This window comes from Amycolatopsis sp. NPDC098790 (assembly GCF_044759945.1).
Lineage (GTDB): Bacteria > Actinomycetota > Actinomycetes > Mycobacteriales > Pseudonocardiaceae > Amycolatopsis.
The window spans coordinates 214,750-236,900 of the sequence record NZ_JBIWAI010000009.1; the positions used below are offsets into that span (position 1 = coordinate 214,750).

The 22,151-nt window shown below is 73.2% G+C and carries 25 protein-coding genes; 11 read left to right on the top strand and 14 right to left on the bottom strand.

The features are described 5' to 3' along the window. Positions 1–70: 70 nt before the first annotated feature. Together ACIQWX_RS46780 and ACIQWX_RS46785 are read left to right on the top strand one after the other, a co-directional pair. On the top strand, positions 71–904 hold the full coding sequence (locus tag ACIQWX_RS46780) for an MEDS domain-containing protein (RefSeq protein WP_400886222.1): 834 nt from the start codon (positions 71–73) through the stop codon (positions 902–904). Next, the gene (locus ACIQWX_RS46785) at positions 901–1,863 is read left to right on the top strand and encodes an anti-sigma factor RsbA family regulatory protein (protein ID WP_400885794.1); all 963 of its coding nucleotides are present in this window, start codon (positions 901–903) and stop codon (positions 1,861–1,863) included. Before ACIQWX_RS46780 ends, ACIQWX_RS46785 begins: the two co-directional genes overlap by 4 nt. Positions 1,864–1,917: 54 nt before the next feature. On the opposite strand, the gene ACIQWX_RS46790 is transcribed toward ACIQWX_RS46785, so the two are convergent. From ACIQWX_RS46790 to ACIQWX_RS46805, 4 genes are all read right to left on the bottom strand, one after another. Continuing rightward, the gene (locus ACIQWX_RS46790) at positions 1,918–3,012 is read right to left on the bottom strand and encodes an ANTAR domain-containing protein (RefSeq protein ID WP_400885797.1); all 1,095 of its coding nucleotides are present in this window, start codon (positions 3,010–3,012) and stop codon (positions 1,918–1,920) included. 64 nt (positions 3,013–3,076) lie between these two features. After that, positions 3,077–3,754, bottom strand: coding sequence for a signal peptidase II (locus tag ACIQWX_RS46795; RefSeq protein ID WP_400885799.1), 678 nt, complete (start codon positions 3,752–3,754; stop codon positions 3,077–3,079). 351 nt (positions 3,755–4,105) lie between these two features. Beyond that, positions 4,106–5,044, bottom strand: a complete 939-nt coding sequence (locus ACIQWX_RS46800; protein WP_400885802.1) for a GNAT family N-acetyltransferase — start codon at positions 5,042–5,044, stop codon at positions 4,106–4,108. A gap of 53 nt (positions 5,045–5,097) precedes the next feature. After that, positions 5,098–5,556, bottom strand: a complete 459-nt coding sequence (locus ACIQWX_RS46805; RefSeq protein ID WP_400885805.1) for a glycogen operon protein GlgX — start codon at positions 5,554–5,556, stop codon at positions 5,098–5,100. Positions 5,557–5,646: 90 nt separating this feature from the next. Between ACIQWX_RS46805 and ACIQWX_RS46810 the strand changes: the two genes are divergently transcribed. Then, positions 5,647–6,369 carry a TetR family transcriptional regulator gene (locus tag ACIQWX_RS46810; protein WP_400885807.1) on the top strand — a complete coding sequence of 241 codons (723 nt, stop codon included), beginning with the start codon at positions 5,647–5,649 and terminating at the stop codon, positions 6,367–6,369. Positions 6,370–6,556: 187 nt separating this feature from the next. Continuing rightward, positions 6,557–7,279, top strand: a complete 723-nt coding sequence (locus ACIQWX_RS46815) for a DUF3616 domain-containing protein (protein WP_400885810.1) — start codon at positions 6,557–6,559, stop codon at positions 7,277–7,279. On the opposite strand, the gene ACIQWX_RS46820 is transcribed toward ACIQWX_RS46815, so the two are convergent. Together ACIQWX_RS46820 and ACIQWX_RS46825 are read right to left on the bottom strand one after the other, a co-directional pair. Beyond that, positions 7,276–8,916, bottom strand: a complete 1,641-nt coding sequence (locus ACIQWX_RS46820) for a CotH kinase family protein (RefSeq protein WP_400885812.1) — start codon at positions 8,914–8,916, stop codon at positions 7,276–7,278. The genes ACIQWX_RS46815 and ACIQWX_RS46820 overlap by 4 nt on opposite strands. An 88-nt stretch (positions 8,917–9,004) precedes the next feature. Next, entirely contained in the window at positions 9,005–9,688 is a 684-nt protein-coding gene (locus ACIQWX_RS46825; protein ID WP_400885814.1) for a TetR/AcrR family transcriptional regulator, read from the bottom strand. A 66-nt stretch (positions 9,689–9,754) separates the two neighbouring features. Here ACIQWX_RS46825 and ACIQWX_RS46830 point away from each other — a divergent pair, with 66 nt between their 5' ends. Beyond that, positions 9,755–10,867: an FAD-dependent oxidoreductase gene (locus tag ACIQWX_RS46830; protein WP_400885817.1), complete on the top strand. Its 1,113-nt coding sequence runs from the start codon at positions 9,755–9,757 to the stop codon at positions 10,865–10,867. Here ACIQWX_RS46830 and ACIQWX_RS46835 read toward each other — a convergent pair. Beyond that, positions 10,848–11,267, bottom strand: coding sequence for a DUF6069 family protein (locus ACIQWX_RS46835; protein WP_400885819.1), 420 nt, complete (start codon positions 11,265–11,267; stop codon positions 10,848–10,850). The two genes, ACIQWX_RS46830 and ACIQWX_RS46835, sit on opposite strands and share 20 nt — an antisense overlap. Positions 11,268–11,329: 62 nt before the next feature. On the opposite strand from ACIQWX_RS46835, the gene ACIQWX_RS46840 reads away from it, so the two are divergent. The 3 genes from ACIQWX_RS46840 to ACIQWX_RS46850 all read left to right on the top strand — a co-directional run bounded on the left by ACIQWX_RS46840 (position 11,330) and on the right by ACIQWX_RS46850 (position 13,718). Further along, positions 11,330–11,833, top strand: coding sequence for a MarR family winged helix-turn-helix transcriptional regulator (locus ACIQWX_RS46840; protein WP_400885821.1), 504 nt, complete (start codon positions 11,330–11,332; stop codon positions 11,831–11,833). Positions 11,834–11,875: 42 nt separating this feature from the next. Further along, positions 11,876–12,316 carry a MarR family winged helix-turn-helix transcriptional regulator gene (locus ACIQWX_RS46845; protein WP_400885823.1) on the top strand — a complete coding sequence of 147 codons (441 nt, stop codon included), beginning with the start codon at positions 11,876–11,878 and terminating at the stop codon, positions 12,314–12,316. Between the two features lie 94 nt (positions 12,317–12,410). Next, positions 12,411–13,718, top strand: a complete 1,308-nt coding sequence (locus tag ACIQWX_RS46850) for an alpha/beta hydrolase (RefSeq protein WP_400885826.1) — start codon at positions 12,411–12,413, stop codon at positions 13,716–13,718. A gap of 2 nt (positions 13,719–13,720) precedes the next feature. Here ACIQWX_RS46850 and ACIQWX_RS46855 read toward each other — a convergent pair whose 3' ends face one another. After that, positions 13,721–14,989, bottom strand: a complete 1,269-nt coding sequence (locus tag ACIQWX_RS46855; protein ID WP_400885828.1) for a vanadium-dependent haloperoxidase — start codon at positions 14,987–14,989, stop codon at positions 13,721–13,723. Between the two features lie 113 nt (positions 14,990–15,102). Between ACIQWX_RS46855 and ACIQWX_RS46860 the strand changes: the two genes are divergently transcribed. Then, positions 15,103–15,678, top strand: coding sequence for an RNA polymerase sigma factor (locus tag ACIQWX_RS46860; protein ID WP_400885831.1), 576 nt, complete (start codon positions 15,103–15,105; stop codon positions 15,676–15,678). Continuing rightward, complete coding sequence (locus ACIQWX_RS46865; RefSeq protein WP_400885834.1) at positions 15,675–16,340, top strand: ubiquinol-cytochrome c reductase iron-sulfur subunit; 666 nt, start codon at positions 15,675–15,677, stop codon at positions 16,338–16,340. The genes ACIQWX_RS46860 and ACIQWX_RS46865 overlap by 4 nt, the downstream gene beginning before the upstream one ends. A gap of 1 nt (position 16,341) precedes the next feature. Here the strand turns inward: ACIQWX_RS46865 and ACIQWX_RS46870 are convergent, their stop codons facing one another. The 4 genes from ACIQWX_RS46870 to ACIQWX_RS46885 all read right to left on the bottom strand — a co-directional run bounded on the left by ACIQWX_RS46870 (position 16,342) and on the right by ACIQWX_RS46885 (position 18,986). Continuing rightward, positions 16,342–17,100 carry an SDR family NAD(P)-dependent oxidoreductase gene (locus ACIQWX_RS46870; RefSeq protein ID WP_400885837.1) on the bottom strand — a complete coding sequence of 253 codons (759 nt, stop codon included), beginning with the start codon at positions 17,098–17,100 and terminating at the stop codon, positions 16,342–16,344. Further along, positions 17,097–17,834: a cupin domain-containing protein gene (locus tag ACIQWX_RS46875; RefSeq protein ID WP_400885840.1), complete on the bottom strand. Its 738-nt coding sequence runs from the start codon at positions 17,832–17,834 to the stop codon at positions 17,097–17,099. Before ACIQWX_RS46875 ends, ACIQWX_RS46870 begins: the two co-directional genes overlap by 4 nt. Positions 17,835–17,844: 10 nt before the next feature. Next, positions 17,845–18,402, bottom strand: a complete 558-nt coding sequence (locus ACIQWX_RS46880; RefSeq protein WP_400885841.1) for a TetR/AcrR family transcriptional regulator — start codon at positions 18,400–18,402, stop codon at positions 17,845–17,847. 68 nt (positions 18,403–18,470) lie between these two features. Next, positions 18,471–18,986 (bottom strand): winged helix-turn-helix transcriptional regulator, encoded by a 516-nt coding sequence (locus ACIQWX_RS46885; protein WP_400885843.1) that lies wholly within the window; start codon positions 18,984–18,986, stop codon positions 18,471–18,473. Positions 18,987–19,081: 95 nt separating this feature from the next. On the opposite strand from ACIQWX_RS46885, the gene ACIQWX_RS46890 reads away from it, so the two are divergent. Further along, complete coding sequence (locus tag ACIQWX_RS46890) at positions 19,082–20,446, top strand: MFS transporter (protein WP_400885845.1); 1,365 nt, start codon at positions 19,082–19,084, stop codon at positions 20,444–20,446. On the opposite strand, the gene ACIQWX_RS46895 is transcribed toward ACIQWX_RS46890, so the two are convergent. Both ACIQWX_RS46895 and ACIQWX_RS46900 read right to left on the bottom strand, forming a co-directional pair. Next, positions 20,427–21,059 carry an NADPH-dependent F420 reductase gene (locus ACIQWX_RS46895; RefSeq protein WP_400885847.1) on the bottom strand — a complete coding sequence of 211 codons (633 nt, stop codon included), beginning with the start codon at positions 21,057–21,059 and terminating at the stop codon, positions 20,427–20,429. The two genes, ACIQWX_RS46890 and ACIQWX_RS46895, sit on opposite strands and share 20 nt — an antisense overlap. Then, positions 21,056–22,090 carry an LLM class flavin-dependent oxidoreductase gene (locus ACIQWX_RS46900; protein WP_400885849.1) on the bottom strand — a complete coding sequence of 345 codons (1,035 nt, stop codon included), beginning with the start codon at positions 22,088–22,090 and terminating at the stop codon, positions 21,056–21,058. The genes ACIQWX_RS46895 and ACIQWX_RS46900 overlap by 4 nt, the downstream gene beginning before the upstream one ends. Positions 22,091–22,151 lie beyond the last annotated feature (61 nt).

The following is a 22,151-nucleotide window of genomic DNA, read 5'->3' on the forward strand; positions in this document are numbered from 1 at the left end:
GGAATTGACCCGCTCCGCCCGGTGAGCGCGTCGCCGGTTCGGCGCCGCGGCGTATTGTCGGATCGTGCAGATGCCGACACAGCGGGGAAACGGCCCGGCCCGTGGCCACCTGTGCTGGGGATACCGGCGGCGGGCGGAGTTCGTCGCCCGCGCCCGGGACTTCCTGGCCGCGGGACTGGCAGCGGGGGAGCAGGTGCTCTACGTCGCCCCCGGTGACGAGGCGTCCCTGATCGCCCAGCTGCGGGAAACCGGGCAGTTCGACGCGGGACTGCGGCGCGGCGCCGTGCGGGTCTCGTCGGTCGACTCCACCTACACCACCGGGACCGTCGTCGACCCCGCCGGCCAGGTCCGGCTCTACGCGGCCGCGACCGAAGCGGCGCTGGCCGCCGGGTTCACCGGGCTGCGCGTCGCCGCGGACGCGACTTCGCTCGTGCGCACCCCCGCGCAGCTCGACGCGTTCGCCCGCTACGAGCACCTGGTGGACCGCTACATGGCCGGGCACCCGATGTCGGCGATGTGCGGCTACGACCTGGCCGAACTGGGTGAGGACACCGTCGCGCAGCTGGCGTGCATGCACCCGGTCGCCCACGAGGGCGCGACACCGTTCCACCTGCACGGCCACGCGGGCGCCGGGAACGTCGCCGCGCTCGCGGGCGAACTGGACGCGGCGGTCCGCCGGCTGTGGCCGCTGGCCCTGGAACGCGCCGACCTGCGGGCGACGCCGGGCCCGATCGCCATCGACGCCGACGACCTCGGCTTCATCGACCACCGCAGCCTGTTCGACGTCGCCGACTACGCCGAGCGCCACGACAAGACGGTCGTCCTGCGAACGCGGCTGACCACGCCGGCGCGCCTGCTCGAGCTGTTCGACCTGACCGGCATCCGCGTGGAGGGCGTGTCATGACCGCCGAACCGGGGACCGCGCCGCGGGGTTACGACCACGCCGCCGTCCACTACCGCTCCGACGCCGAACTGCTCGCCGTCGCCGTCCCGTTCCTCGAGGGCGGGCTGACCGCGGGCGAACCGACCATGGTGTCCCTCGAACCGGAACGGGCCGAGCTGGTGCGCGAAGCCCTCCCGTCGGCGGATGTGCAGTACCTGACCACGGACGAGCTGTACGTGCGCCCGGCCGCGGCGATCAAGTCCTACCGGACGATGATGGCCGGCCTCGTCGCCGGCGGCGCCACCGGGATCCGCATCTTCGGCGAGATCCCGCGCGCGGCGATCGACACGTCGTGGGACTGGTGGGCGCGCTACGAAGCCGCGGTCAACCACGCCTACGACGAGTTCCCGCTGCGCAGCATGTGCGCCTACGACAGCCGGACCACGCCGCGCCACGTCCTCGACGACGTCGCCCGCACACATCCCTTCGTCGCGACGCCCGGCGGGCGCCACGGAAACGACGGCTACGTCGACCCGCCTGCCTTCCTGGGCAGCCCGCGGCCGGTGACGCCGCTGCCGATCCAGCACAGCGCCCCGCTCGTCGTGCTCACCGACCCGCAGCCCGCCGCGGCCCGCCGGGCCGTGCTCGAGCTCGGCAAGACCGACCTGCCCGCGGCCGAGATCGACGACCTCGTGCTGGCCGTCAGCGAGATCGTCGACAACGCGCTGCGCCACGGCCGCCCGCCGGTCGAGATGCGGATCTGGGCGGACCCGGACCACCTGGTCGTGACGGTGCGCGACACCGGCGCAGGCCCGGGCGACCCGTTCGCCGGCCTGCTCCCGGCCGACCGTCGGATCGGCGGCCGCGGCCTGTGGATCGCGCACCAGATCTGCAGCCAGGTGGCCCTGTACCGCGACGAGACGGGCTTCACCGCCCGTCTCACGGCGGGCAACCCGTGGCTGCACCGCCCAGCGGGCTGAAGGGCACCTTCGTCGCGTCCTGTGCGCTGAGGGTGCCCTTCAGCCCACCCCGCTCTAGTCGTCGTCGGCCGGGGCGAGCGCGCCGCGGTTTTCGACCAGCGCGGCGGCGATGTCGGCCAGCTTGACGTTCAGCTCCTGCGAAGTGCGCCGGAGCAAAGCGAAAGCGGCATCCGCGGTCAGCCCCTGACGGGCCATCAAGATGCCCTTCGCCTGACCGATCACGTCGCGGGACTCGACCGCGCGGCGCAGGTGCATCCGCTCCAGCTCGGCGAGCTCGGCTCCGCGGGTGTGCTCCAGGGCGAGCGACGCGTGCGTGGCCAGCAGCAGCGCGCGGTGGCGGTCGGTCGGCGTGATGCCGTCGCGGTGGGCGTAGATGTTGAGCGCGCCGGTGAGCCCCGCCGGGCGGGACGTCGGCAGCAGGGCCGTCGACAGCACCGCGCCGAGCCCGTGCGCCGTCGCGGCGGCGGCGAACCGCGGCCACGCCGGGGACCGGGCGAGGTCCTGGTCGAGCGCGTAGGCGGGGCCGCCGGGGGCGGCGGCGTCGAGGCAGGGCCCGGAGCCGCTGCGGTACTGGACGTCGTCGAGGTCGGCGGCGATGTCCGGGATCTCGACCGGTGTGAAGAAGCGGCCGGCGGGGTCCCGCAGCGTGATGCTGACCAGCCGCGCGTGCGGCACGACGACGGTGGTCGCCGCGACCACGTGGTTCAGGGCCTGGGTGACGGTGGTGGCGTCCAGCAGGACCCGGGTGAGCGCCGTCAGCTGCTCCCCGAGCCGCTCCTCGGACGTCTGCTCGGCGCCGTGGCTTTCGATCGCCTCGTCCACGCTCGCGTGGACGGGCAACGTGTCGCCGGGCAGCACGCCGCGCAGGATCCGCGCGTTCAGCGTTCCCGGGTCGAGCAGGACCGCCGACCGGATCCCCGAGCGGGCGCGGTCCACGGCGAACTCGCCCAGCACCCGCACCCCGGCCGCGGACAGCGTGCCGACGTTCCGCAGGTCGAGGATCACCAGGTGCGGCGGCGGCAGGGTGACGGTCGCGGCGCGCAGCTTGGCGAGCGCGGCCGGCGCGGTCGCGGCGTACAGCGGCCCGCTGAGCTGGAGCACGAGGGCCTGCTCGGCGTCCATCGGCAGGACCTCGACGTCCCCGGTCACGTCCCCACCTCCTCGTCCGGTACCCGAACGGTTCGGGTACCCGGGCCGGCGGTTCCCAACCCGCTCACCGGTTCGCGGACGTCCGGTGGGTGCGCGGCGGGTGCGTCGCCCCGCCGTAGTGGGTGGCTCCGAGCGTCACGGCGGCGACGAGCGCGACGGCGCCGGTGACCGTCACGATCCGCGCCGGCGTGCGCAGCCGCGGTCGGGGGCGGGGGACGTCGGCGGCGACGTCGGACAGCCTCGCGGTCGCCCACCGGTAGCCGTGGGCGAGCGAGAACGCCAGCGTGGCCCCGATGATGAAGAAGTCCGCGACGTTGAAGGAGTACTTGCCGAGCGGGACGAAGTCGATGGCGCCGCGGACGCTGCCGGGCGCGGTGACGTGGTGCAGCCCGAGGCGGTCCAGCAGGTTGCTGGTCCAGCCCCCGATCGCCAGTGCGGCCGGGGCCCGCAGGAGCACCGGGTGCCGCCGGCGCAGCAGCAGGAGCACCGCGGCCGTCAGCAGGGCGGCGCCGGCGAGGTCGAGCACCGCGCCCGTCACCGGACCGGCGTACCAGGCGCCGACGACCGGCCCGACCAGCGGGTTCCCGCCGAAGTTGATGCGCGTCTTCGGCACTTCGCGCCAGGCCCACGCCTTGGTCACCTGGTCCGCGACGACGACCAGGAGCAGGGCGTAGGCCGTCCACGGCGGGCGGAGGACCGGAACTTCGAGCCGGGACGTCCCGGCGGTGCCGTCAGGGGTCATCGGTACCTCACAGCCCAGGCCGGGCGACCACGGCCGTCGCCCGGACGGGTGGCGACGGGGCTGCGTGGATTCGCGGGGGTGGTTAATACCCCACCGGCTGGCCGGTCAAACATCTGTCCTTTGTGGATGGACGGGAGGGATTACCTGGCGCGCTTGATCATCGGCGCGTCCCGGCACAGTTCCCGGAAGCCGACGCTGTAGTACAGCCCGCGCGCGGCGCAGCCCGTGCAGGAGCATCGGGCGGCCAGTCCGAGCCGCCGGTCTTGACGACCGTCGTGTGGGTGACAGCGGCGCCCCGGGCGCGGCGAAGTCCATGGAGGGGCGTGGCGCGGCCAGGCCGAGCCGCCGGTCTCAGTCCGCGGGCTTGATCATCGGCGCGTCCCGGCACAGCGCGCGGAAGCCGACGCTGTAGTACAGCCCGCGCGCGGCGGGGTGCTCGGGCGCGCCCAAGCAGGCGACCGTGGCGTGCGTAGCCCCGGCGTCCCGGGCCCGCCGCAGCCCGTGCAGGAGCATCGCGCGGCCCAGGCCGAGCCGCCGGTAGTCCGGGTGCGTTCCGACCGGTTCGAACTCGGCCGTCTTGTTCGGCTCGTCGAGCCACAGGATCGCCGACGCCGCCATCGTCCCGTCCGGGGCCTCGACGAGGATGTGCAGGTCACCGCGGTACGCCGGGGTCCGCCGGACGCCGTCGTAGGCCTGCTCGTCGAACGACGTCGGGGCCCAGGCGGCGGCGTGTGCCCGGACCGCGGCCGCCGGTCCGGCCTCGGCGGCCGTGCGGAACCGGAAGCCCGCCGGCAGCGCCGGCTCTTCGAGTTCGGTCAGGTCGCGCTCGTTGAGCTGCGTCCAGGAGTCCGCCGCGGCCGGGTCGGGGCGGTAGCCGTGCGCTGCCCAGCGCGCCAAGGCGAACTCGTCGGCCGCGCCCGGCAGCACCGTGCGTTCGACCGCGCCCGCGGTCGCGTCGAACCAGGCGATCACCTCGTCGACCAGCCCGGCGTGCCCGGGGTGGACCTGGTAGGCCAGGTACGCGCCGGTGACGTCCTTGACCGAGCCGTCCGTGCGCCGCACCCGGCGCGGCAGCTGGGCCCAGCCCCACGCGACGAGTTCACCGTCGGCGAACCACAGCCGGCGTGGCCAGTGCGCGCCGTCGGCGGCGTGGCCGCGGCCCCAGTTCCAGGCCAGCTCGCCGTAGGAGGCGTCGCTGTTCACCAGCTCCGGGCGCACCGCGGTGATCCGCTGGGCCAGGCCCTGCATCAGCTCGACGTCTTCGGCGGTCAGCAAGTCGGCGTTCCCCATGGTCGGCCACTGTCGCAGGGGCCGACACGGTCGTCGAATCGTTTTCCGCGGGGCTAGAACCGGTCGGGGATCCCCGCCAGCACCGCGCTCAGGCTCGGCAGCCACCGCTGCCGCGGGTCCGGCGCCGACAGCCACTCCGTCGCCACGTCCACCCGGCGCGGGCCGACCGGCAGCGGCAGCAACGTCCCCCAGGCCAGCACGTCGACGTTCCTCGGCAACGCGTCGCGCGGCGGGATCAGCCCGTCGGTTTCCGCGAGGAGGGCCACGCGCGGGCCCTGCTGGGTGGGCAGGTGCATCGCCGGGCCCTGGCAGCCCGTCGCCACCAGCCTGGCCAGCACCGGGCCGGCGCTCAGCTTGGGCAGCGTCACCGCGCAGATCCCGTTCTCCAGCGCCAGGAACGGGTGGACCCCCCGCCACTTCACCGGCCAGCCGAAGAGGCGGCCGTAGAAGGCGTCGACCCGGTCACCCGCCGGGTCACGGGGCGCGACAGGCACCTGCTGGTCGAGCGACATCGTCGACGCCTTTCCACTCGCGGGGCGGGGCAGCGCTCAGCGTAACGGCACTCAGTGCCGTTAGCAAGCCCGGCTGTTACCGTTCCGGCCATGACCGATTCGCCGCGCCGCGCGCCGGCCACCCGGGTCGGGGCGACCCCCGCGGGCCGGCGGCAGCTGCGCCGCGCCCTCGCCTCGGCGGCCGTGGACCTGTTCGCCGCCAACGGCTACGAGGCCACCACGGTGGACGACATCGCGGCCGCCGCCGGCGTCGGCCGCCGCACGTTCTTCCGGTACTTCGACGCCAAGGACGACGTCCTCTTCGCCAACCACGACGAAATCGTGGCCGAGATGGAAGACGCCTTCGCCGCCGCCGACCCGGCGCGCGACCCGATCGAGGTGGCCTGCGACGCGGTCGGCCTCGTGCTCGACTCCTACGCGGGCGAGCTCGACGTGTCGCTCAAGCGCTTCGCCCTGACCCGCACGGTGCCCTCGTTGCGGGACAAGGAGGTCGCGACCGTCGACCGCTACCAGCGCGTGCTCGCGCGCTACCTGCAGGCGCGCTACGAACAGCGGGGCGACCCGGCGGGCAGCCTGCGCGCGGCCGTCGCCGCCGCGGCCATCGCGGCCGCCAACAACCACGTCCTGCGGCGCTGGCTGCGCACCGGCGGCGAGGACGACATCAAGGTCCGCGCGGCCGAGGCGTTCGCGCTGGTCGTCGCGGCTTTCCGGGCGCCGCGCGCGGAACCGGCCACGGTCGTCGCCGTGATGACCACGGCGACGCCGCTGCACGAGGTCGTCGCCCAGGTGGGCGAGCTGCTCGACCGCCCGTAGTGGCACTGAGTGCCAACACGGCGGAACCCGGGTTTACACTCGATCCGTGGCGAGGCGGAAAGACGTGAAGCCGACGCCGTTCCGCGAAAGAAACGGCGAAAACCCGTTCAACGCTTCGGGCGTGGTGCGGACGGGCGCACGGCGTTTCACCTTCGTCGACAACAAAGACCCCACCGCATTGTTCGAAATGACGTTCGACGATGACCGCGAGAAAGTCGAGCGCATCCACCGGCGCCGGCTGCGCGGTGCGGACGACCTGAGCGATCCCGAAGGGCTCACCCGGGCCGACCACGACGGCGAGACCTTCCTCGTCGTCTCCTCGTCCCTGTCGCTCGAGCGGAACCGGGTCAACGACGGCCTGGTCCGCGTCCGGTACCGCCCGGACGGCGACTTGCCCGCCGAACCGATGGCCGGGTTCCGGGCCTGGCTGCTCGACCACGTGCCGGCGCTCGCCGCGCCCGGCAGGCGAAAACCGGACGACGACGGCCTGAACGTCGAGGGCCTCGCCTGGGACCCGGAGACCAGCGCTCTCTTGTTCGGCCTACGAGGACCGGCCGTCCCCGGCCGCGTCGCCTTGGTCCACGTTCCCGTCGACCTCGGTCCCAAGTGGACGACGGAGTCGCTCGGCGAGCCCGTCCTGCGCACGGCCCGGCTCCCGCGACCCGCCGCGTCGCAAGGCATCCGCGACCTGTGCTGCGACGGCGACCTCCTGGTCCTGCTCGGCCGGTCGGCCAGCCACGACGACGCGTCGTTCCGGCTCGGCACGTGGCCCCGCGGTGGCGACGCGATCCGGTTGCTCGACGTCACCTTCCACCGGAGCGCGAAACCCGAAGGCGTCACGACGTTCTCCGACGGCGGCGAGCGGAAGATCCTCGTCGTCGACGACAACGGCGGTTATGCGGTCCTCTAAGAGAAGTACAGCTTCGACGCCGCCGGGTCCTGGACGACCCGGGGCCGCCCGGACGGCGCCGGATCGGCGGCGAACGCCGCGCCCGCCCCGGTCCGGACGCTCGTCAACGTGAAGTAACCGCTGTAGGCGAAGGGATCGGCCGGCGGGTCCACCGGGGTGACCGCGAACTCTTCGGCGTGGTCGGTGTTGTCGGCCGCGCGCGTGCACAGCAGCTTGTGGCCCTGGGCCGACGTCGTCGTGCTCGCGTGCAGGAACCGGCCGGACGCCTTGACGGCGACCGACTTCCCGGTGCCGAGCGTGTCGAAGCACCACAGGTCCGCTTCGTCGACGCCGGCCGGCCGCAGCCGGTGCACGACCTCGAAGCTGCCGGGCTCGATGGTCTCGGTTCCGCTGGCGTGCATGCACTCGCCGGTGACGTCTTCGCGGACGAACGCCCCGTCGGCGCCGGGCAGGCTGCCGCAGAGGTAGCCGGCGGACGTCGCGAGCCGGAGCTGCTTGCGGACGACGGTGAGCTGCGCGGGCACGTCGGGCACGCCGAGCCCGGTCAGCAGCGCCGCCATCCGGTCGAGCAACGGCTTGAACACCTTTTCCTGGGTCTCGTGACCGAACACGCTTTCGCGGTACGTGCGGATCTGGCCGATCAGCTGCGCGCGACGGCCCGGGTCGTCGCGCACGAGCTTGGCGAGCAGCCCGGCCGTGTCGATCCGGAAGTGCCGGCCCGGCTGCAGCGTCTGGTCGAGACCCCACGGGATCAGCTTGAACCTGATGTCGCCGGCGCCGGGCGCGGCGACGGCGGTCTTGTCGTTGTAGACGTAGGTGTTGTTGGTGTTGCGGGAATAGCCGTCCCAGTGCTTGAGGAAGAACTCCATCGCGTACAGCTTGACGAACTGGTCGAGGTCGAAGACCTCGGCGGCGCCGGCCAGTCCGTGCGCGGCGAGGTGGTCGATCGCGAACTTCAGGTCGGCCTTGTCCTCGAACTTCGACAGCGATTCCACGCCGATGAAACCGAACCGGGCGCCGACGAAGTCGTCCTTGTGCTCCAGCTCGTAGAGATTCCCGTCGGTGTGCTCGAAATTGCGTTCGATGTACCGCGGCATGATCGGTTCGACGTTCACGTAGACGCCGGGGCTGTTGACGCCGGTGATCCCTTGTCCGATCGGGGTGCCGTTCACGAGCACCTTCGCGAAGTTGCCGCGGGAATGGGGGAGGCCCGCGAGGGCGAACAGCCGGTAGCCCAGCAGCTGCCGGAGGTAGGAAAGGTCCTGGACCGAGTTGTTGAGCGTCAGGTAGCGCGACCCGATCAGCTCGCGGATCGGTGCTTTGTTGGCGTCGGTGAACTTCCCGAAGTCGACGTGCAGGCACGGTTTTCCGCTGCTGATCGAGCCGCAGAAGGACTTCTTCTTGATCCCGACTTCGGTGAACGTCTTCTTCGCCGGGAACCGCGTCCCGGAAATCGTGACCGACGCCTTCCGCCAGGTGTAACGGCTGCCGCCGGTCCAGTCGAAGTTGCACACGCCGCCGGCCGGCTGCTCGGTGCGCACGGCGTCCCAGTCGGCCGGCGGCAGCGTGATTTCGATCGTCAGCACATTGTCGATCTCGTAGAGGGAATCGAGTGCTTGCTGCTCCTGGGCGCTCATCCCGTCATGGTACGACCGATTTTCCGCAGCCGGACCGGCGAAAAATTCAGCAACGAATTTCGCGTTTCCCCCTTTTCCCGTTGCTGTATCACCCGGCCGGGGGGAGGTGGACGGCGGCGATGCCCGCGAGGACGAGGTCCAGCCCGGCGAGGAACTGCTCGCGGTCGTCGTGCCCGCGGACCTCGGCCGCCACCGCCCGGGTGAACGGGTACTCGGCCGGGTCCAGTTCTTCCCACGCGGCCGAGACGGCGTCGAGGAATTCCGCGCGGTCGCCGCCGGGTGCGGCGCCCGCGTTGTTCGCGGCGTTCTGGCCGGCGGCGCCGAAGATGTAGCTCACGAGCGCCGAGGTCGTCGTGAAGAGGTGGCCGTCCGGCACGCCCAGCGCGCGGACCTGACGGCCGATGCCTTCGAAGATCCGGGCCGTCACCGACCCCCACGGGTTGCGCGAGAGCTGCAGGGCCAGCTGCGTGGCGAGCCACGGGTGCCGCTCGATGGCGTCGAACAGGCCGAGCGCGACCGCGCGGATCTCTTCATGGGGCGAGCCGGGGGAGCCGGTGACCAGCGCGGCGGCGATCACCCCGTCGGTCGCCGCGTCGAGCAGCTCGCCCTTGTTCGCCACGTGCCAGTAGATCGCGCCGGCCCCGGTGGCGAGGCGCTCGGTCAGCGTCCGGAAGGTCAGCCCGGCCTCGCCGGTCGTGTCGAGCAGTGCGACCGCCGCCTCGACGATGCGTTCGCGGCTGAGGGCGTCGGAGCGGCGGGCGCGGGGTGGCATGCCCCATCTTGACACATCTGGAACGACGTTCCAAACTGATGGAACATCATTCCAGAAGGAGGCATCATGAACGTCACGATCATCGGAGCCGGGCTCGGCGGTCTCGTCCTCGCCCGCGTCCTGCACGTCCACGGCATCGCGGCCACGGTCTACGAGGCCGAGCCGTCCCCGGCGGCCCGCGCGCAGGGCGGCCTGCTCGACATCCACGTCGGCACCGGCCAGGTCGCCCTCGAGGCGGCGGAACTGACCGACGAGTTCCGGGCGCTGGTCCTGGAAGGGCACGAGGCCACCCGGGTCCTCGACCGCCACGGCGCCGTCCTGCACGACGAAACCGACGACGGAACGGGAGGTCGCCCCGAAGTACCCCGCGGCGAGCTGCGGGAGCTGCTGCTCGGCTCGCTCCCGCAGGGCACCGTCCACTGGGGACACAAGGTCACCGGCGTCCGCGCGCTGGGCGACGGCCGCCACGAGATGAGTTTCGCCGACGGTGACCCGGTCACGACGGACCTGCTGGTCGGCGCGGACGGCGCCTGGTCGAAGGTCCGGCCGCTGCTCTCCGGCGCCACGCCGGAGTACATCGGCCGGTCGTACGTCGAGACCTTCCTGTACGACAGCGACAGCAGGCACCCGGCTGCCGCGAAGGCGGTCGGCTCCGGGGCGCTGCTCGCGCTCGCTCCGGGCAAGGGCATCCAGGCCCACCGCGAGAAGAACGGCACGCTGCACGCCTACATCGCGCTGACCGAGCCGGTGGCGTGGTTCGGCGACTTCACCGACGCCGCTGCCGCGATCGAGCGGACGGTGGGGGAGTTCGAGGGCTGGGCGCCCGAGCTCACGGCGTTGATCACCGACGCCGACACGCCGCCGGTCCTGCGGCCGTTGTATTCCCTGCCGGTCGAGCACCGGTGGGAGCGCGTGCCGGGCGTGACGCTCGTGGGCGACGCGGCCCACCTGGCGGCCCCGAACGGCGAAGGCGCCAACCTGGCCATGCTCGACGGCGCCGAACTCGCCAAGGCACTGGCCGAGCACGACGACGTCGAGGCGGCGCTGGCGGAGTTCGAGCAGGCGATGTTCGTCCGAGGCGCCGAAGCCGCGGCGGACGGCAACGAACTCCACGAGCTGCTGTTCGGCGCCGACTCACCGCACGGGCTGGTCACGATGTTCACGCAAGGGGATCAGTGACCGGCTGTGCGGCTGGCGCCCGGAGGGTCGGGCGGAGGGCGAGGACCACCGCGCTCGTGACCGCCAAGTGCATCAGCATCAGCCCGACCACGTTGGCGGCGGTCGCGCCCGCCGTCAGCAGGAGCGCGTCCGGGATCCACGTCAAGACGAGCACGAGGGGCACGACCACCCGCAGCACCTTCGGGTTGCGGCGCGCGATCAGGCCCCAGCCGAGAGCGCCGGCAAGCAGCCCCAGCACCGTCGCGGGGAGGTAGGCCGCGGGGTTGAGGCCCATGCCGATGCCGCCGTCGTCGAGGGCGGCCGCCGCGAGCGCGATGACCGTGTTGACGGCGGCCGCCGCCAGGACGGCGACGCCCAGGCGGAGAGCCGTGAAGGGGGTCAGGGTGGCGGTGGTCGGCATCGCTCCTCCTTGGGTTGCGTGTTAAACCCAAAGGTAGGTTGAGTTGCGTGTTAAAGTCAAGCGTGGACGAACGGGAACCGGTCGAGCCGTTCGCGCGGCTCGGCGACGACGAGCGGCGCGCGTGGGTCAACCTGGCGAAGGTGCTGCTCACGCTGCCGGGAGCACTGGAAGGCCAGCTGCTGCGGGACGCCGACCTGACGCTGCTGGGCTACATGATCCTCGCGCGGCTTTCGGTCGTGCCGGAGGAAAGCCTGCGGATGAGCGAGATCGCGGAGATGGCCAACGGGTCGCTCCCGCGGATCTCCCACGCGGTGGCCCGGCTGGAGGATCGCGGCTGGGTGACGCGCAAGGTGTGCACCGGCCAGGGGCGCCGCTTCACGATCGCGACCCTGACCGACGCCGGGCGCGCGCACCTGGCGGCCGCGTCCCCCACGCACGTGGCGAACATCCGGCGCCTGGTGATCGAGCCGCTCGGCGCCGACTTCGTGCGGCTCGGGGACGCCGTCGGGCAGATCGTCGAGACCCTGGGCCTGCCCACCGAGGTGCTCAAGCGACCGAAACTCTGACCGTCGCGGGCGCCGGAGCCCGCCGTCGGCCACGATGGGACCGTGTCCCAGCCCGAAGGCCCCGGCCTGCTGTACCTCGTCAAGCAGCTCGAGCTCGCCGTGCGGGCCCGGCTGGACGAGGTGCTGCGCCCGGTCGCGCTCACCCCGTTGCAGTACACCGCGCTCACCGTGCTGGAGCGGCGGTCCGGGCTCGCCACCGCCGAACTGGCGCGCAACTCCTTCGTCACCGACCAGGCGATGGCCGACATGGTCGTCGCGCTCGAACGGCGGGGTCTCATCGCGCGGGAAGGCGATCCGCGGGACCGCCGCCGGCGCGTGATCGGCCTGACCGGCCCCGGTCAAGGACTCCTCGACCGCGTCCGCGACGACGTCACCGCGCTCGAAGAACGGATGCTCGCGCAGCTGAACCCCCGCGACGCGGCCCGGTTCCGCGCGTACGTCGTGGCGTGCCACGCGGCGCTCTCCGACCGGCCGTCCCACTGAAAAAAGACAGGAAACCTGTACATCTCCGGCTCGGCGTGGGACTCTCGGTGCCACATCGAGCCGGGCGTGACGGCCCGGGGTGAGGGGCACCTCCATGCGCGTCCTCGCAGTGCTCGGCGCGATCCTGCTGGCGGCCGGGCTGGCCCCGGCGGCCGCCGCCGCGGCCACGAACGAACACCACACGGGTCAGCTGCCGGACGGGGCCACCTGGGTGGCGGACGTGCCGGCCGCCTGGAACGGCACGACCATCCTGTACAGCCACGGGTTCGGCCCGCTCACCGCGCAGGACGCGCCCAACGAGGAGACCCGGCAGGCCCTGCTCGGCAGCGGGTACGCGCTCGTCGGTTCGTCCTACAGCGGCCCGTCGTGGTGGGCGCTCGCCTCCGCCGTCGACGACCAGTTCGGCGCGCTCGCGGCGGTCGAACGGCTGACCGGCCACCCGCGCCGCACGATCGCGTGGGGTACCTCGATGGGCGGCCTCGTCTCCGCCTTCGAAGGCGAGCGCGGCGGACTCGACGGCGTGCTCAGCACGTGCGGGCTGGTCGCCGGCGGTCTGAACCTGAACAACTACCAGCTGGACGGCGAATACGCGCTGGCCCGCCTCCTCGCGCCCGCCCAGGACGTCAAGCTCGTCCGGTTCGCGAGCCCGGCGGAGGCGAGCGCGTCGGCCGCCGCGCTGACGAAGATCGCCACCGACGCGCAGGCCACGCCCGCCGGGCAGGCCCGCATCGCGCTCGCCGCCGCCCTGATGAACGAGCCCGGCTGGTTCACCGGCGCGACGCCGCCGGCCGACTACGCAGGCCAGGAAAACCAGCAGCAGCAGGAACTTTCGCAGCTCGTGCTCGGGTTCGTCGTCTCCGGCCGGTACCAGATCGAGCTGGCCGCCGGCGGCAACAGCGCGTTCACCGCCGGCGTCGACTACCGCGCGCTGCTGGCCGGCAGCAGCCACGCCCGCCAGGTCCGGGCCCTCTACCGCGCGGCCGGTCTCGACCTGGACGCCGACCTCGCGACCCTCACCCGGGACGCCGACATCCGGCCGGACCCGCAGGCCGTGCGCACCCTCGCGCGCACCTCGGTGGTGACCGGCCGGCTGCGCGTCCCGACGCTGGACATCCACACGGTCGCCGACCAGCTCGTGCCGGTGGAGCAGGAAGACTGGTACGGCAAGCAGGTGCACCGGGCGGGCGCCGGAGCGCTGCTGCGCCAGGCCTACGTCGGCGCGACCGGGCACTGCGCCTTCCGGATTTCGGAAACGATCGCGGCCCTGCACGCGCTCGAGTCGCGGATCGAGACCGGGCGCTGGGGTGACGTCGCCGAGCCGCGGCGGTTCAACGAAGCCGCCGGCGGCACCGGCCGGTACGTGCGGTTCGACCCGCCGTCGCTGACCGGTGCCCGCCGGTAGGGCTACGACCGGAGGACGAACGCGGCGACGTCGAGGCCGAGCCGCCGCCCGGCTTCGTGGTCGAGCCGGGTGTGGACGCCGGCGACGATCCGGCTGAGCCCGGCCTCGTCGGCGGCGTCCTGGAACGTGGCGAACCGGCGGACCACCCCGGGCAGCGCTTCGGACGTGACGGTCAGCGGCCACCGCGGCCCGTATTCCTGGCGCAGCACCGAAGCACCGGCTTGCGAGACGACGCTGTGCGCGCCGGGGTACGCCGGGTCGGCCGGGGTGGTGGCGAGGCTCGACCAGTCCGGGACGCCGTTCGTCGCCGGGTTCCCGTCGGCTCCGGCGAGGCGGATCGCGGTGATCGGCCGCCAGATCCGGTAGTGGTACTTGGCTTCGTAGAACGCGATGACGGCGTCGGCGAACGCGAGGTTCAGCCGCGCGAACACCCGCGCCGCGACGACCAGGCCGCTACGGGAACCGCCGACGACGGACTGCGCGATCTCGTTCCAGTAGTTCCAGATCGGCGCCGCCCAGAACCGCGCCTGCACGGTTTCGTCCGCGGTGCGGGTGGTGCTGGTGTCCCGGCCGGCCGCGGCCACTTCGTTGAGCGCTCGCGCGTACCGGGTGCCGGTGAGCGCGGGGTAGGCGCCGGGCCGGAAGCGGCCGGCGCGGTCGAGCACGAACGGCGTCACGGCGGCCCAGTGCGTGAACGCGGCGGGCGCGAACGCGGGCGGCGCCGGCCGGTACTGCCCCGGCGCGGTGCCTGGGGGAATCGCCGGTGGGACCGCGGCCGAGCCGTCGTTCGCGCGCAGGCCCAGCAGCAGCCGGGCGACGAGCCCGCCGGCCCGCACGCCGGCGGCCCGGCCCGCCGGGGCCACCCGGGCCAGCTGGCCGGACAGGAGGTTCGCGAACTCGCCGGCGCGAGCGGGGTAGAGCGCGGCCAGCACGTCGTGGGCGGCTTGTGCGGCCGCCGCTTCCGGATCCGCCGCGGCCGGGACCTCGACGGTGAACAGGTAGGGCCGCCCGGTCCCGGTCGTCGCGACGACGGCGTCGTGCACCGCCGCGTGCAGCAAGGCGAAGCTGCGGGTCGGGTGCACGGTCGCGGGCTGGAGACCGGCGGTGCGCACGGTGGCCAGCAGCTCCCGGTTCCAGGCGAGGACGACGTCCGCACCGCCCCGCCGGACCGGGGTCGCGGCGGCGGGCGAGGGCAGGCCGGTGGTGGCGAGCACGGCGGCGGCCGCCCCGCCGGTGACGAGCAGCTGCCGTCGTGACATCGATGTGGTCATTTCTCTCCCCGGTTCGGCGGATGGTCCGAACCTCGATACGGTCACCGGTTACGGCGTAACCCCGGCTCGTATCCCTCAGGTGGCGGGAGAAATCGGCGGGGAGAAGGCAGGCGGTGCCGGTGGCACAGCGGTTCCGGCGCAAAAGCGCCGAACAGGACGAAGCGGCGCCGAGACGGCGGCTGCACGCGGTCGGCGCGGACGTCTACCCGGACTGGGAGGCGGTCTACCGCGACAACGTGGATCGCTTGTATAGGTTGATGTTCTCGAAGGTGGGCAACCGGCCCGACGCGGAAGACCTCACCACGGAGGTGTTCCTGACGGCGTTGCGGCCGCTGCGCGTCTCGGCGAGCGTCGGCGAGGTCCGGGCGTACCTGCTCGCCACCGCGCGGACGGTCCTGGCCGGGCACTGGCGGCGCACGCTCGGCCGGGAGATCACCACGCTCGACGAGGAGCGGGACATCGCGGTGCTTGAGGAGAACACGATCGACCCGCGCACGCCGGCCCGCGCCGAGGCGATCCTCGCACGGCTGCCCGAGCGGTACGGCCGGATCCTGCGGCTGCGGTTCCTGCAGGCGTGCTCGCTCAAGGAGGCGGCGGCCGAGCTGGACATCACCGTCGGCAACGCGAAGGTGTTGCAGCACCGCGCGTTGCGGCAGGCGGCCCAGGTGGCGGAAGGGATGGAACCGTGACGACTCGAGGTGTCCGCCGGTTCGTCAAGGACCTCCTGCGCCGCCGCCGGCCGCGCCCGTTCGCGGCCGGCCCCGGCGACGAGGCCGAGCTGCGGACGGCGGTGCTGCTGCGCGCCGCCCGGCCGGGTGCGGGGGCGGCGAGCGAGGAGTTCGTCGCCGGGTTGCACCGCAAGCTCGCCCAGGAGCTCGGCGGGCCGGCGCCGGCCGGCAACCGGCGCCGGTTTCTCCAGGTGTCGTCGGCCGCGGCGGTGGCGGCCGCGGGGGGCGCGGGCGTCGAGTACCTGGTGACGTCCGGGGCGGATCCGGCGGCCGAGGAGGAGACCCTGCGTCCGGAGAACGGGGAATGGCGGACGGTCGTGGCGGCCCGCGAGCTGCCCGAAGGGGGCGTGCTGCCGTTCGACTTCGGCGCAGTGGCGGGATTCGTGCAGCGGACGGAAGGCGAGGTGCGCGCGGTCTCGGCGACCTGCACGCACCTCGGCTGCCGGCTGAACCTCGACGCCCCGGCCCGGCGGCTGAACTGCCCGTGCCACCGGACGTCGTTCGCCGTGGACGGCGCGGTCCTCGTGCACCAGCTGCCGGTGACGCCACCGCCGTTGCCGCACCTGGTGGTGCGCGAGGCCGGGGGAGTGGTCGAGGTGCTGGTCCCGCCCGCGGGGGCGTGACTCAGCGCAGGTACGAGGCCCCGTTGACGTCGAGGATCGCGCCCGAGCTCCACGCCGCTTCCGGCGATGCCAAGTGGACGATCGCCGCGGCGACGTCCTCGGCCGTGCCCACCCGGCCGAACGGGCTCTGCTCGCGCAGTTCGTCGCCACCCGGGCCGGCGAGCTTGGTCTCCTGGCGTTCGGTCGCGACGAACCCCGGCGCCACCGACGTCACCGAAATCCCGTGCGGCGCCAGGGCGATCGCCATCGACTGGCCGAACGCCTGCAGTGCCGCCTTGCTCGCGCCGTAGGCCGGGTGCTCGGGTTCGCCCCGGAACGCGCCGCGCGAGCCGACGTTGACGACCGCGCCCGGGCGGCCCTGCTCGATCAGGTGCCGGGCCACCGCCCAGGTGACGTTCGCCGCGCCGAGCAGGTTGACCTCGACCGTGCGCCGCCACACCTCGACCCACTGGTCGTAGCCGACTTCGGCGACGGCGTGGCGGGTGCGCTCGGTGGGGGCCTGCGCGGCGTTGTTGACCAGGACGTCGACCCGGCCGAGCGCCGCGACCGCGTCGTCGGCGACCTGCCGCGCCGCCGCCGGGTCGCCCAGGTCGCCGGTCAGGCACACGTGCCCGGATCCTTCGAGTTCGCCCAGCGTCGTCTCGGCGTCGTCGCGCCGCGTTCCGTAGTGGACGGCGACGCGGAAACCTCTGGCAGCAAAAGCTTTCGCGGTGGCGCGGCCGATGCCGCGGGACCCGCCGGTCACGAGCACGCCCTTCACCGGGCGTCCTCCGCGACCAGGTCGAGGCGCGGGGTTTCGCCGGGGCCGACCGGGAACTGGGCGAGGAACGTGACGCCGTCCTCCTGCGCGTCGAACCGGGCGATCCGGGTCGCTTCCGGTTCGTAGAAGACGTCCCCGGGACGCAGCAGCGACTCGGGCTCGCCTTCGATCTGGTAGACGGCGGACCCGGTTTCGATGCTGCCGAAGACCGGTCCATTGTGGACGTGCAGGCCGGCGCCGTAGCCGGGCGCGATGGTGATCCGGCGGACCTCGACGAGGTCGACCAGCCGCGGCGCCGGGAGCCGCTGCTCCAGCACGAGCGTCCGGATGACGGGCTCGGCGGGCACGGCCGCTGGTTCGCCGCCGTCCACCGGGTCGCCGATCTCGGTCTCGTCGGCGGACATCTCCTCGATGGCCAGGTGGGTCATCGAGGACGTGTCGGTGGCGCCGTGCCAGTGCCACTCGCCGGCGGCGACGCGGACCGTGTCGCCGGGCCGGATCAGCTGGGCCGGCCCGCCGCGCAGCTGCACGTACCCGGTGCCCTCGGTGACGACGAGGACCTGGCCGAGCGGGTGCCGGTGCCAGCGGGTGCGAGCCCCGGGCGCGAACTGCACGCGATCGACGCGGGTGCGTGACGGGCCTTCGGGAACGGCGAGCGACGTGACCCACGCGCTGCCGCTGATCGCGTCGGCGGGCGCGGGGGCGCTGGTCTGCGGGACGGGACGGACGTGCACGAAAGACTCCTCAGTGGACGGTGAGCAGGGCGAGGACACCGGAAACGGCCTGGTCGAAGGGTTCGGGCGAAGCGGCGGCGCGGGCGAGCACGTAGCCGCCCTGCAGGACGGCGACGACGGTGGCGGCCAACGCGGTGGCGTCCAGGTCGGCGGGCAGCTCGCCCGCGGCCTGGCCTTCGCGCAGGACGTCGGCCAGCCGCGCGCGCAAGTGGGTGAGCGTCGCGTCGACGGGGGCGCGCAGCTCCGGATCGGCGACGATCTCGGGGTCCTGGGTGAGCCGGCCGACGGGGCAGCCCCGGAGCACTTCGCGCTCCCGGCGCAGGTACGCGGTGATCCGCTCGACGGCGGTCCCGGGCCCGCGCAGCTGCCCATCCGCCGCGGCCAGCAGCTCGTCCGCGCTGCGTCGCACGGCTTCGAGCGCGAGTTCGCGCTTGCCGGAGAAGTGGTGGTACATGCTGCCCTGCCCGGCGCCCGCGTGCTGCTGAATGGCCTTCGGGCTCGTGCCGACGTACCCGCGCTCCCACAGCAGCTCACGGGTGCTGTCGATGAGCTGGTCCCTGGTGTCCACGTCCGGCACTGTACATACTAGTAGGTACAGAAGCCAGCGTCGTTCACTGTTGTTGTGTACGCGGGGGCTCAGTGGATGGGCTCCAGAAGTGGCCGTGGCCGGGCGAGGATCGCGCTGACCTGGCCGTCTTCCGGCGACGGCGTCAGGCCCGGACCGGGGGTCATCACGGTCTCGGTGAGCGTGACGTCCTCGCCGCAGCGCAGGCAGGTCCCCGTCTGCGGGACTTCGCCCTCGCAGCCGGCGTGGACGAACACGCGACGCCGGCCGGCGGGCGCGTAGTGCTCGTCGCCCCACGCCGACAGGGCGCGGACGACCGGCCAGAGCCCCCGGCCCTTCGCCGTCAGCTCGTACTCGCTGCGCTTGCCGGGGCCCGGCACGCGCGCCAGCACGCCTTCGCCGATGAGGAACTCCAGCCGCTCGGTCAGCACCGCGCGCGGGATGCCGAGGTGCTCGACGAAGTCGCTGAACCGGCGGACGCCGAACACCGCGTCACGCACGATCAGCAACGTCCAGCGCTCGCCGACGATCTCCAGTGCGCGGACCATCGAACAGGCCTGGTTCGTGTACTCGCGGGGCAGCGCCATGCGTCCAGTCTGCCACAGAAGAGTTCGTTCATCGAACCAACCGTGCTAGTCTCCCGGCGAAAGAGTTCGGTGACCGAATCAAAGTGGGAGTCCGCATGGCCAGCCGCCCCGGAGCCGTCCTCGTCGCCTCCGGCGGCGCCACGCTGCTCGCGCTGTTCGTCTTCACCGCGCCGCTGTCGATCGTCCCGGCGGTGGCGGGCGGGCTCGGGGCCGGCGCGGTCGCGACGTCGTGGATCCTCAGCTCGATGAGCCTCGGGCTCGCGGTGGCGCTGCTGCCGGCCGGCGCGATCGGCGACGACTTCGGCAGGCGGCGCGTCTTCGTGGCCGGTGCCGTCGTGACGGCCGTCGGGTCGGTGTTGTGCGCGGTCGCGCCCGGGCCGCTGACGTTCATCGGCGGTCGCGTGGTCGAAGGCATCGGCTCCGCCGCGCTGATCGCGTGCGGGCTCGCCGTGCTCGGCCCGGCGTTCCCGGACGCCGCCGGCCGCGCCCGCGCGACCGGCCTGTGGGGCGCCTGCCTGGGCGCGGGCATCGCGATCGGCCCGCTGGCCGGCGCGGCCCTCGACCACCACTGGCGCGTGCTGTACGTCGTGATCGCGGGACTGTCGCTCGGCGTCGCCGTGCTCGGGCGGGTCCTGCTGGCGGAGTCGGAGTCCGACCGCCCGCGCACGGTCGACGTACCCGGCGCGCTGCTGCTCGGCGGCGGCCTCGCGGCGCTGCTGGCCGCACTCACCGAAGGCCGGCAGGGCTGGACGAGCCCCCTCGAACTGGCCCTGATCGCGGCGGCCGTCGTCCTGCTCACGGCGTTCTTCGCCCACCAGAACCGCTCCGGCGGCGGCATGCTCGACCTGACGCTCTTCCGCCGCCCGGCCCTGGTCTCGGCGACGGCCGGCGCGTTCGTGGCGGGTGCCGGCGTGACCGCGCTGATGGCGTTCCTCTGCACGATGCTCGAAAACGGCCTGGCGCTGAGCCCCCTGGGAGCGGCGCTGGTGGTGCTCGCCTGGTCGGCGACGAGCGTGGTCTCGGCGGTGCTGACGCGCCGACTGCCGGTGACGTTTTCCGGCGGCGCGCGGCTGAGCGCCGGCCTGCTCGTGGTGGCGGCGGGACTCGTGCCGTTGGCGTTCGTCACCCCGGCGTCCGGACCGCTGTCCCTGCTGCCGGGGCTGGTGGTGGCCGGGTTCGGGACGGGCGTGGTGAACGCGTCCCTGGGACGCGAAGCGGTGGCGAGCGTGCCGCCGCACCGGACCGGGATGGGCAGCGGCATCAACAACACGAGCCGCTACGTCGGCGCGGCGCTCGGCGTGACGGTGGTCAGCGTGCTGGCCGTCCACCCGTCCCCGGCGGCGCTGAAGGCGGGGTGGAACACCGCGGTCGTGGTGGGCACCGCGGTGTCGCTGGTGGGAGCGGCGGCGATCGCGGCGCTGACCGTCAGCGCGAAGCGCGTCACGTCGGTGGTGGTGTGAACCGGTCGAGCATGGCGCGCAGCTCGGCCGCGCCGACGTTCGCCCCGAAGGCTTCGGCGCCGGGCTCGAGGCGGACGCCTTCGGCCAGCGGACCGGCGACGACGGGGTCGAACCCGAAGGCGTCGACGAGTTCGGCCACGCGCGTGACGTCGGCCGGGTCGTCGCCCGCGAGCGCGATCGCCTTGCGGCCGGGGGTGCTCGCGGGGCGGGCCTCGTCTTCGAGGTCGTGGTAGCCCATGTGGTTGAACGCCTTCACGACGTGCGCGCCCACCAGGTGGGCCTGGACCGTCTCGCTGGTCGAGGTCCGCAGGTCGGCGCGGATGCCGTCGACCTCCCACCAGTAGTTCATCGCGTCGACGACGAGCTTGCCGGCCAGCGCCGCCGCCGGGATCGTGCGGTACTTGCCCAGCGGCAGCGCGAGGAGCACGACGTCCGCCTTCTCCGCCGCCTCCTCGGCGGTCACCGCGACCGCGCCCGGGGTGAGGACGTCGACGGTGAGCGCGATCTTCTCCGGCGCCCCCGAACCGGCGACGAGCACGTCGTACCCCGCGGCGAGGGCGAGGCGCGCCAGGACCGTGCCGACCTTGCCCGCGCCGAGGATCCCGATGATCATTCCGCCGCCAGGAGGTCGCGCACCATGGGGATCACCTTGGTGCCGTACAGCTCGACGGCCCGGAGGCGAGCGCTCACCGGCTGGGCTCCCGCGGTGTAGATCAGGTCGAACCGGCCGACGCCCAGCTCCGCGACCGCGCGGGCGATCTTGCGGGCGACCGTCTCCGGCGACCCGATGTAGAGCGAACCGTGCTCGATTTCGTGGTCGTACTCTTCGCGCCGGATCGGGGCCCAGCCGCGCAGCGCGCCGATCCGGTCGCGGATCACGCGGTAGTGCGGCCAGAACACCTCGCGCGCCTGCTCGTCGGTGTCGGCGACGAACCCGGGGGAGTGCATGCCGACCGGGTGGGCGGTCGTCCCGAACTGCGCGGCCGCCTTGCGGTACAGCTCGACGTAGGGCGCGAACCGCCCCGGCGGCCCGCCGATGATCGCCAGCATGAGGGGGAGGCCGTGGCGGGCGGTGCGCAGGACCGACTGGGGCGAGCCGCCGACGCCGACCCACGTGGGCAGCCGCCCGCTTTCGGTCTTCGGGTGGACGTCGGCGTCTTCCAACGCCGGTCGCAGGGTTCCCTGCCAGGTCACCGGCTTCTCGTCGAGCAGCCGGACGAACAAGTCGAGCTTCTCCTCGAACAGCGCGTCGTAGTCGCTGAGGTCGTACCCGAAGAGCGGGAACGACTCGGTGAACGAGCCCCGGCCGAGGATGACCTCGGCGCGGCCGTGCGAAAGGGCGTCGACGGTGGCGAAGCGCTGGAACACGCGGACCGGGTCGTCCGAGCTCAGCACCGTGACGCCGGAGGACAGCCGGATCCGTGACGTGCGGGTGGCTATTTCGGCCAGCACGGTCTCCGGGGTGGAGATCGCGTACTCGGGCCGGTGGTGCTCGCCGAGCGCGAGCACGTCGACGCCGAGTTCGTCGGCGAGCACGGCTTCGTCGAGCACCTGCCGGATGGCGGCGGCGGGGGAGAGCGGGCGGCCGGCGTCGTCCTCCGGGACGTCGCCGAAGGTGTCGAGCCCGAAGAGCAGGTCGGTCACGATGACTCCTTTGATTGACACGTCAATCATGCGCTAGCTATGATTGACGTGTCAATTAGGA

Excerpts from the sequence above, each read along its gene's own strand:
- ACIQWX_RS46825 (WP_400885814.1), bottom strand. The coding sequence starts at position 9,688 with ATGCCACCCCGCGCCCGCCGCTCCGACGCCCTCAGCCGCGAACGCATC.
- ACIQWX_RS46800 (WP_400885802.1), bottom strand. The coding sequence starts at position 5,044 with ATGGGGAACGCCGACTTGCTGACCGCCGAAGACGTCGAGCTGATGCAG.
- ACIQWX_RS46820 (WP_400885812.1), bottom strand. The coding sequence starts at position 8,916 with ATGAGCGCCCAGGAGCAGCAAGCACTCGATTCCCTCTACGAGATCGAC.
- ACIQWX_RS46810 (WP_400885807.1), top strand. The coding sequence starts at position 5,647 with ATGACCGATTCGCCGCGCCGCGCGCCGGCCACCCGGGTCGGGGCGACC.
- ACIQWX_RS46850 (WP_400885826.1), top strand. The coding sequence starts at position 12,411 with ATGCGCGTCCTCGCAGTGCTCGGCGCGATCCTGCTGGCGGCCGGGCTG.
- ACIQWX_RS46830 (WP_400885817.1), top strand. The coding sequence starts at position 9,755 with ATGAACGTCACGATCATCGGAGCCGGGCTCGGCGGTCTCGTCCTCGCC.
- ACIQWX_RS46835 (WP_400885819.1), bottom strand. The coding sequence starts at position 11,267 with ATGCCGACCACCGCCACCCTGACCCCCTTCACGGCTCTCCGCCTGGGC.
- ACIQWX_RS46855 (WP_400885828.1), bottom strand. The coding sequence starts at position 14,989 with ATGACCACATCGATGTCACGACGGCAGCTGCTCGTCACCGGCGGGGCG.
- ACIQWX_RS46805 (WP_400885805.1), bottom strand. The coding sequence starts at position 5,556 with ATGTCGCTCGACCAGCAGGTGCCTGTCGCGCCCCGTGACCCGGCGGGT.
- ACIQWX_RS46885 (WP_400885843.1), bottom strand. The coding sequence starts at position 18,986 with ATGGCGCTGCCCCGCGAGTACACGAACCAGGCCTGTTCGATGGTCCGC.
- ACIQWX_RS46895 (WP_400885847.1), bottom strand. The coding sequence starts at position 21,059 with ATGATCATCGGGATCCTCGGCGCGGGCAAGGTCGGCACGGTCCTGGCG.
- ACIQWX_RS46785 (WP_400885794.1), top strand. The coding sequence starts at position 901 with ATGACCGCCGAACCGGGGACCGCGCCGCGGGGTTACGACCACGCCGCC.
- ACIQWX_RS46890 (WP_400885845.1), top strand. The coding sequence starts at position 19,082 with ATGGCCAGCCGCCCCGGAGCCGTCCTCGTCGCCTCCGGCGGCGCCACG.
- ACIQWX_RS46780 (WP_400886222.1), top strand. The coding sequence starts at position 71 with ATGCCGACACAGCGGGGAAACGGCCCGGCCCGTGGCCACCTGTGCTGG.
- ACIQWX_RS46795 (WP_400885799.1), bottom strand. The coding sequence starts at position 3,754 with ATGACCCCTGACGGCACCGCCGGGACGTCCCGGCTCGAAGTTCCGGTC.
- ACIQWX_RS46815 (WP_400885810.1), top strand. The coding sequence starts at position 6,557 with ATGACGTTCGACGATGACCGCGAGAAAGTCGAGCGCATCCACCGGCGC.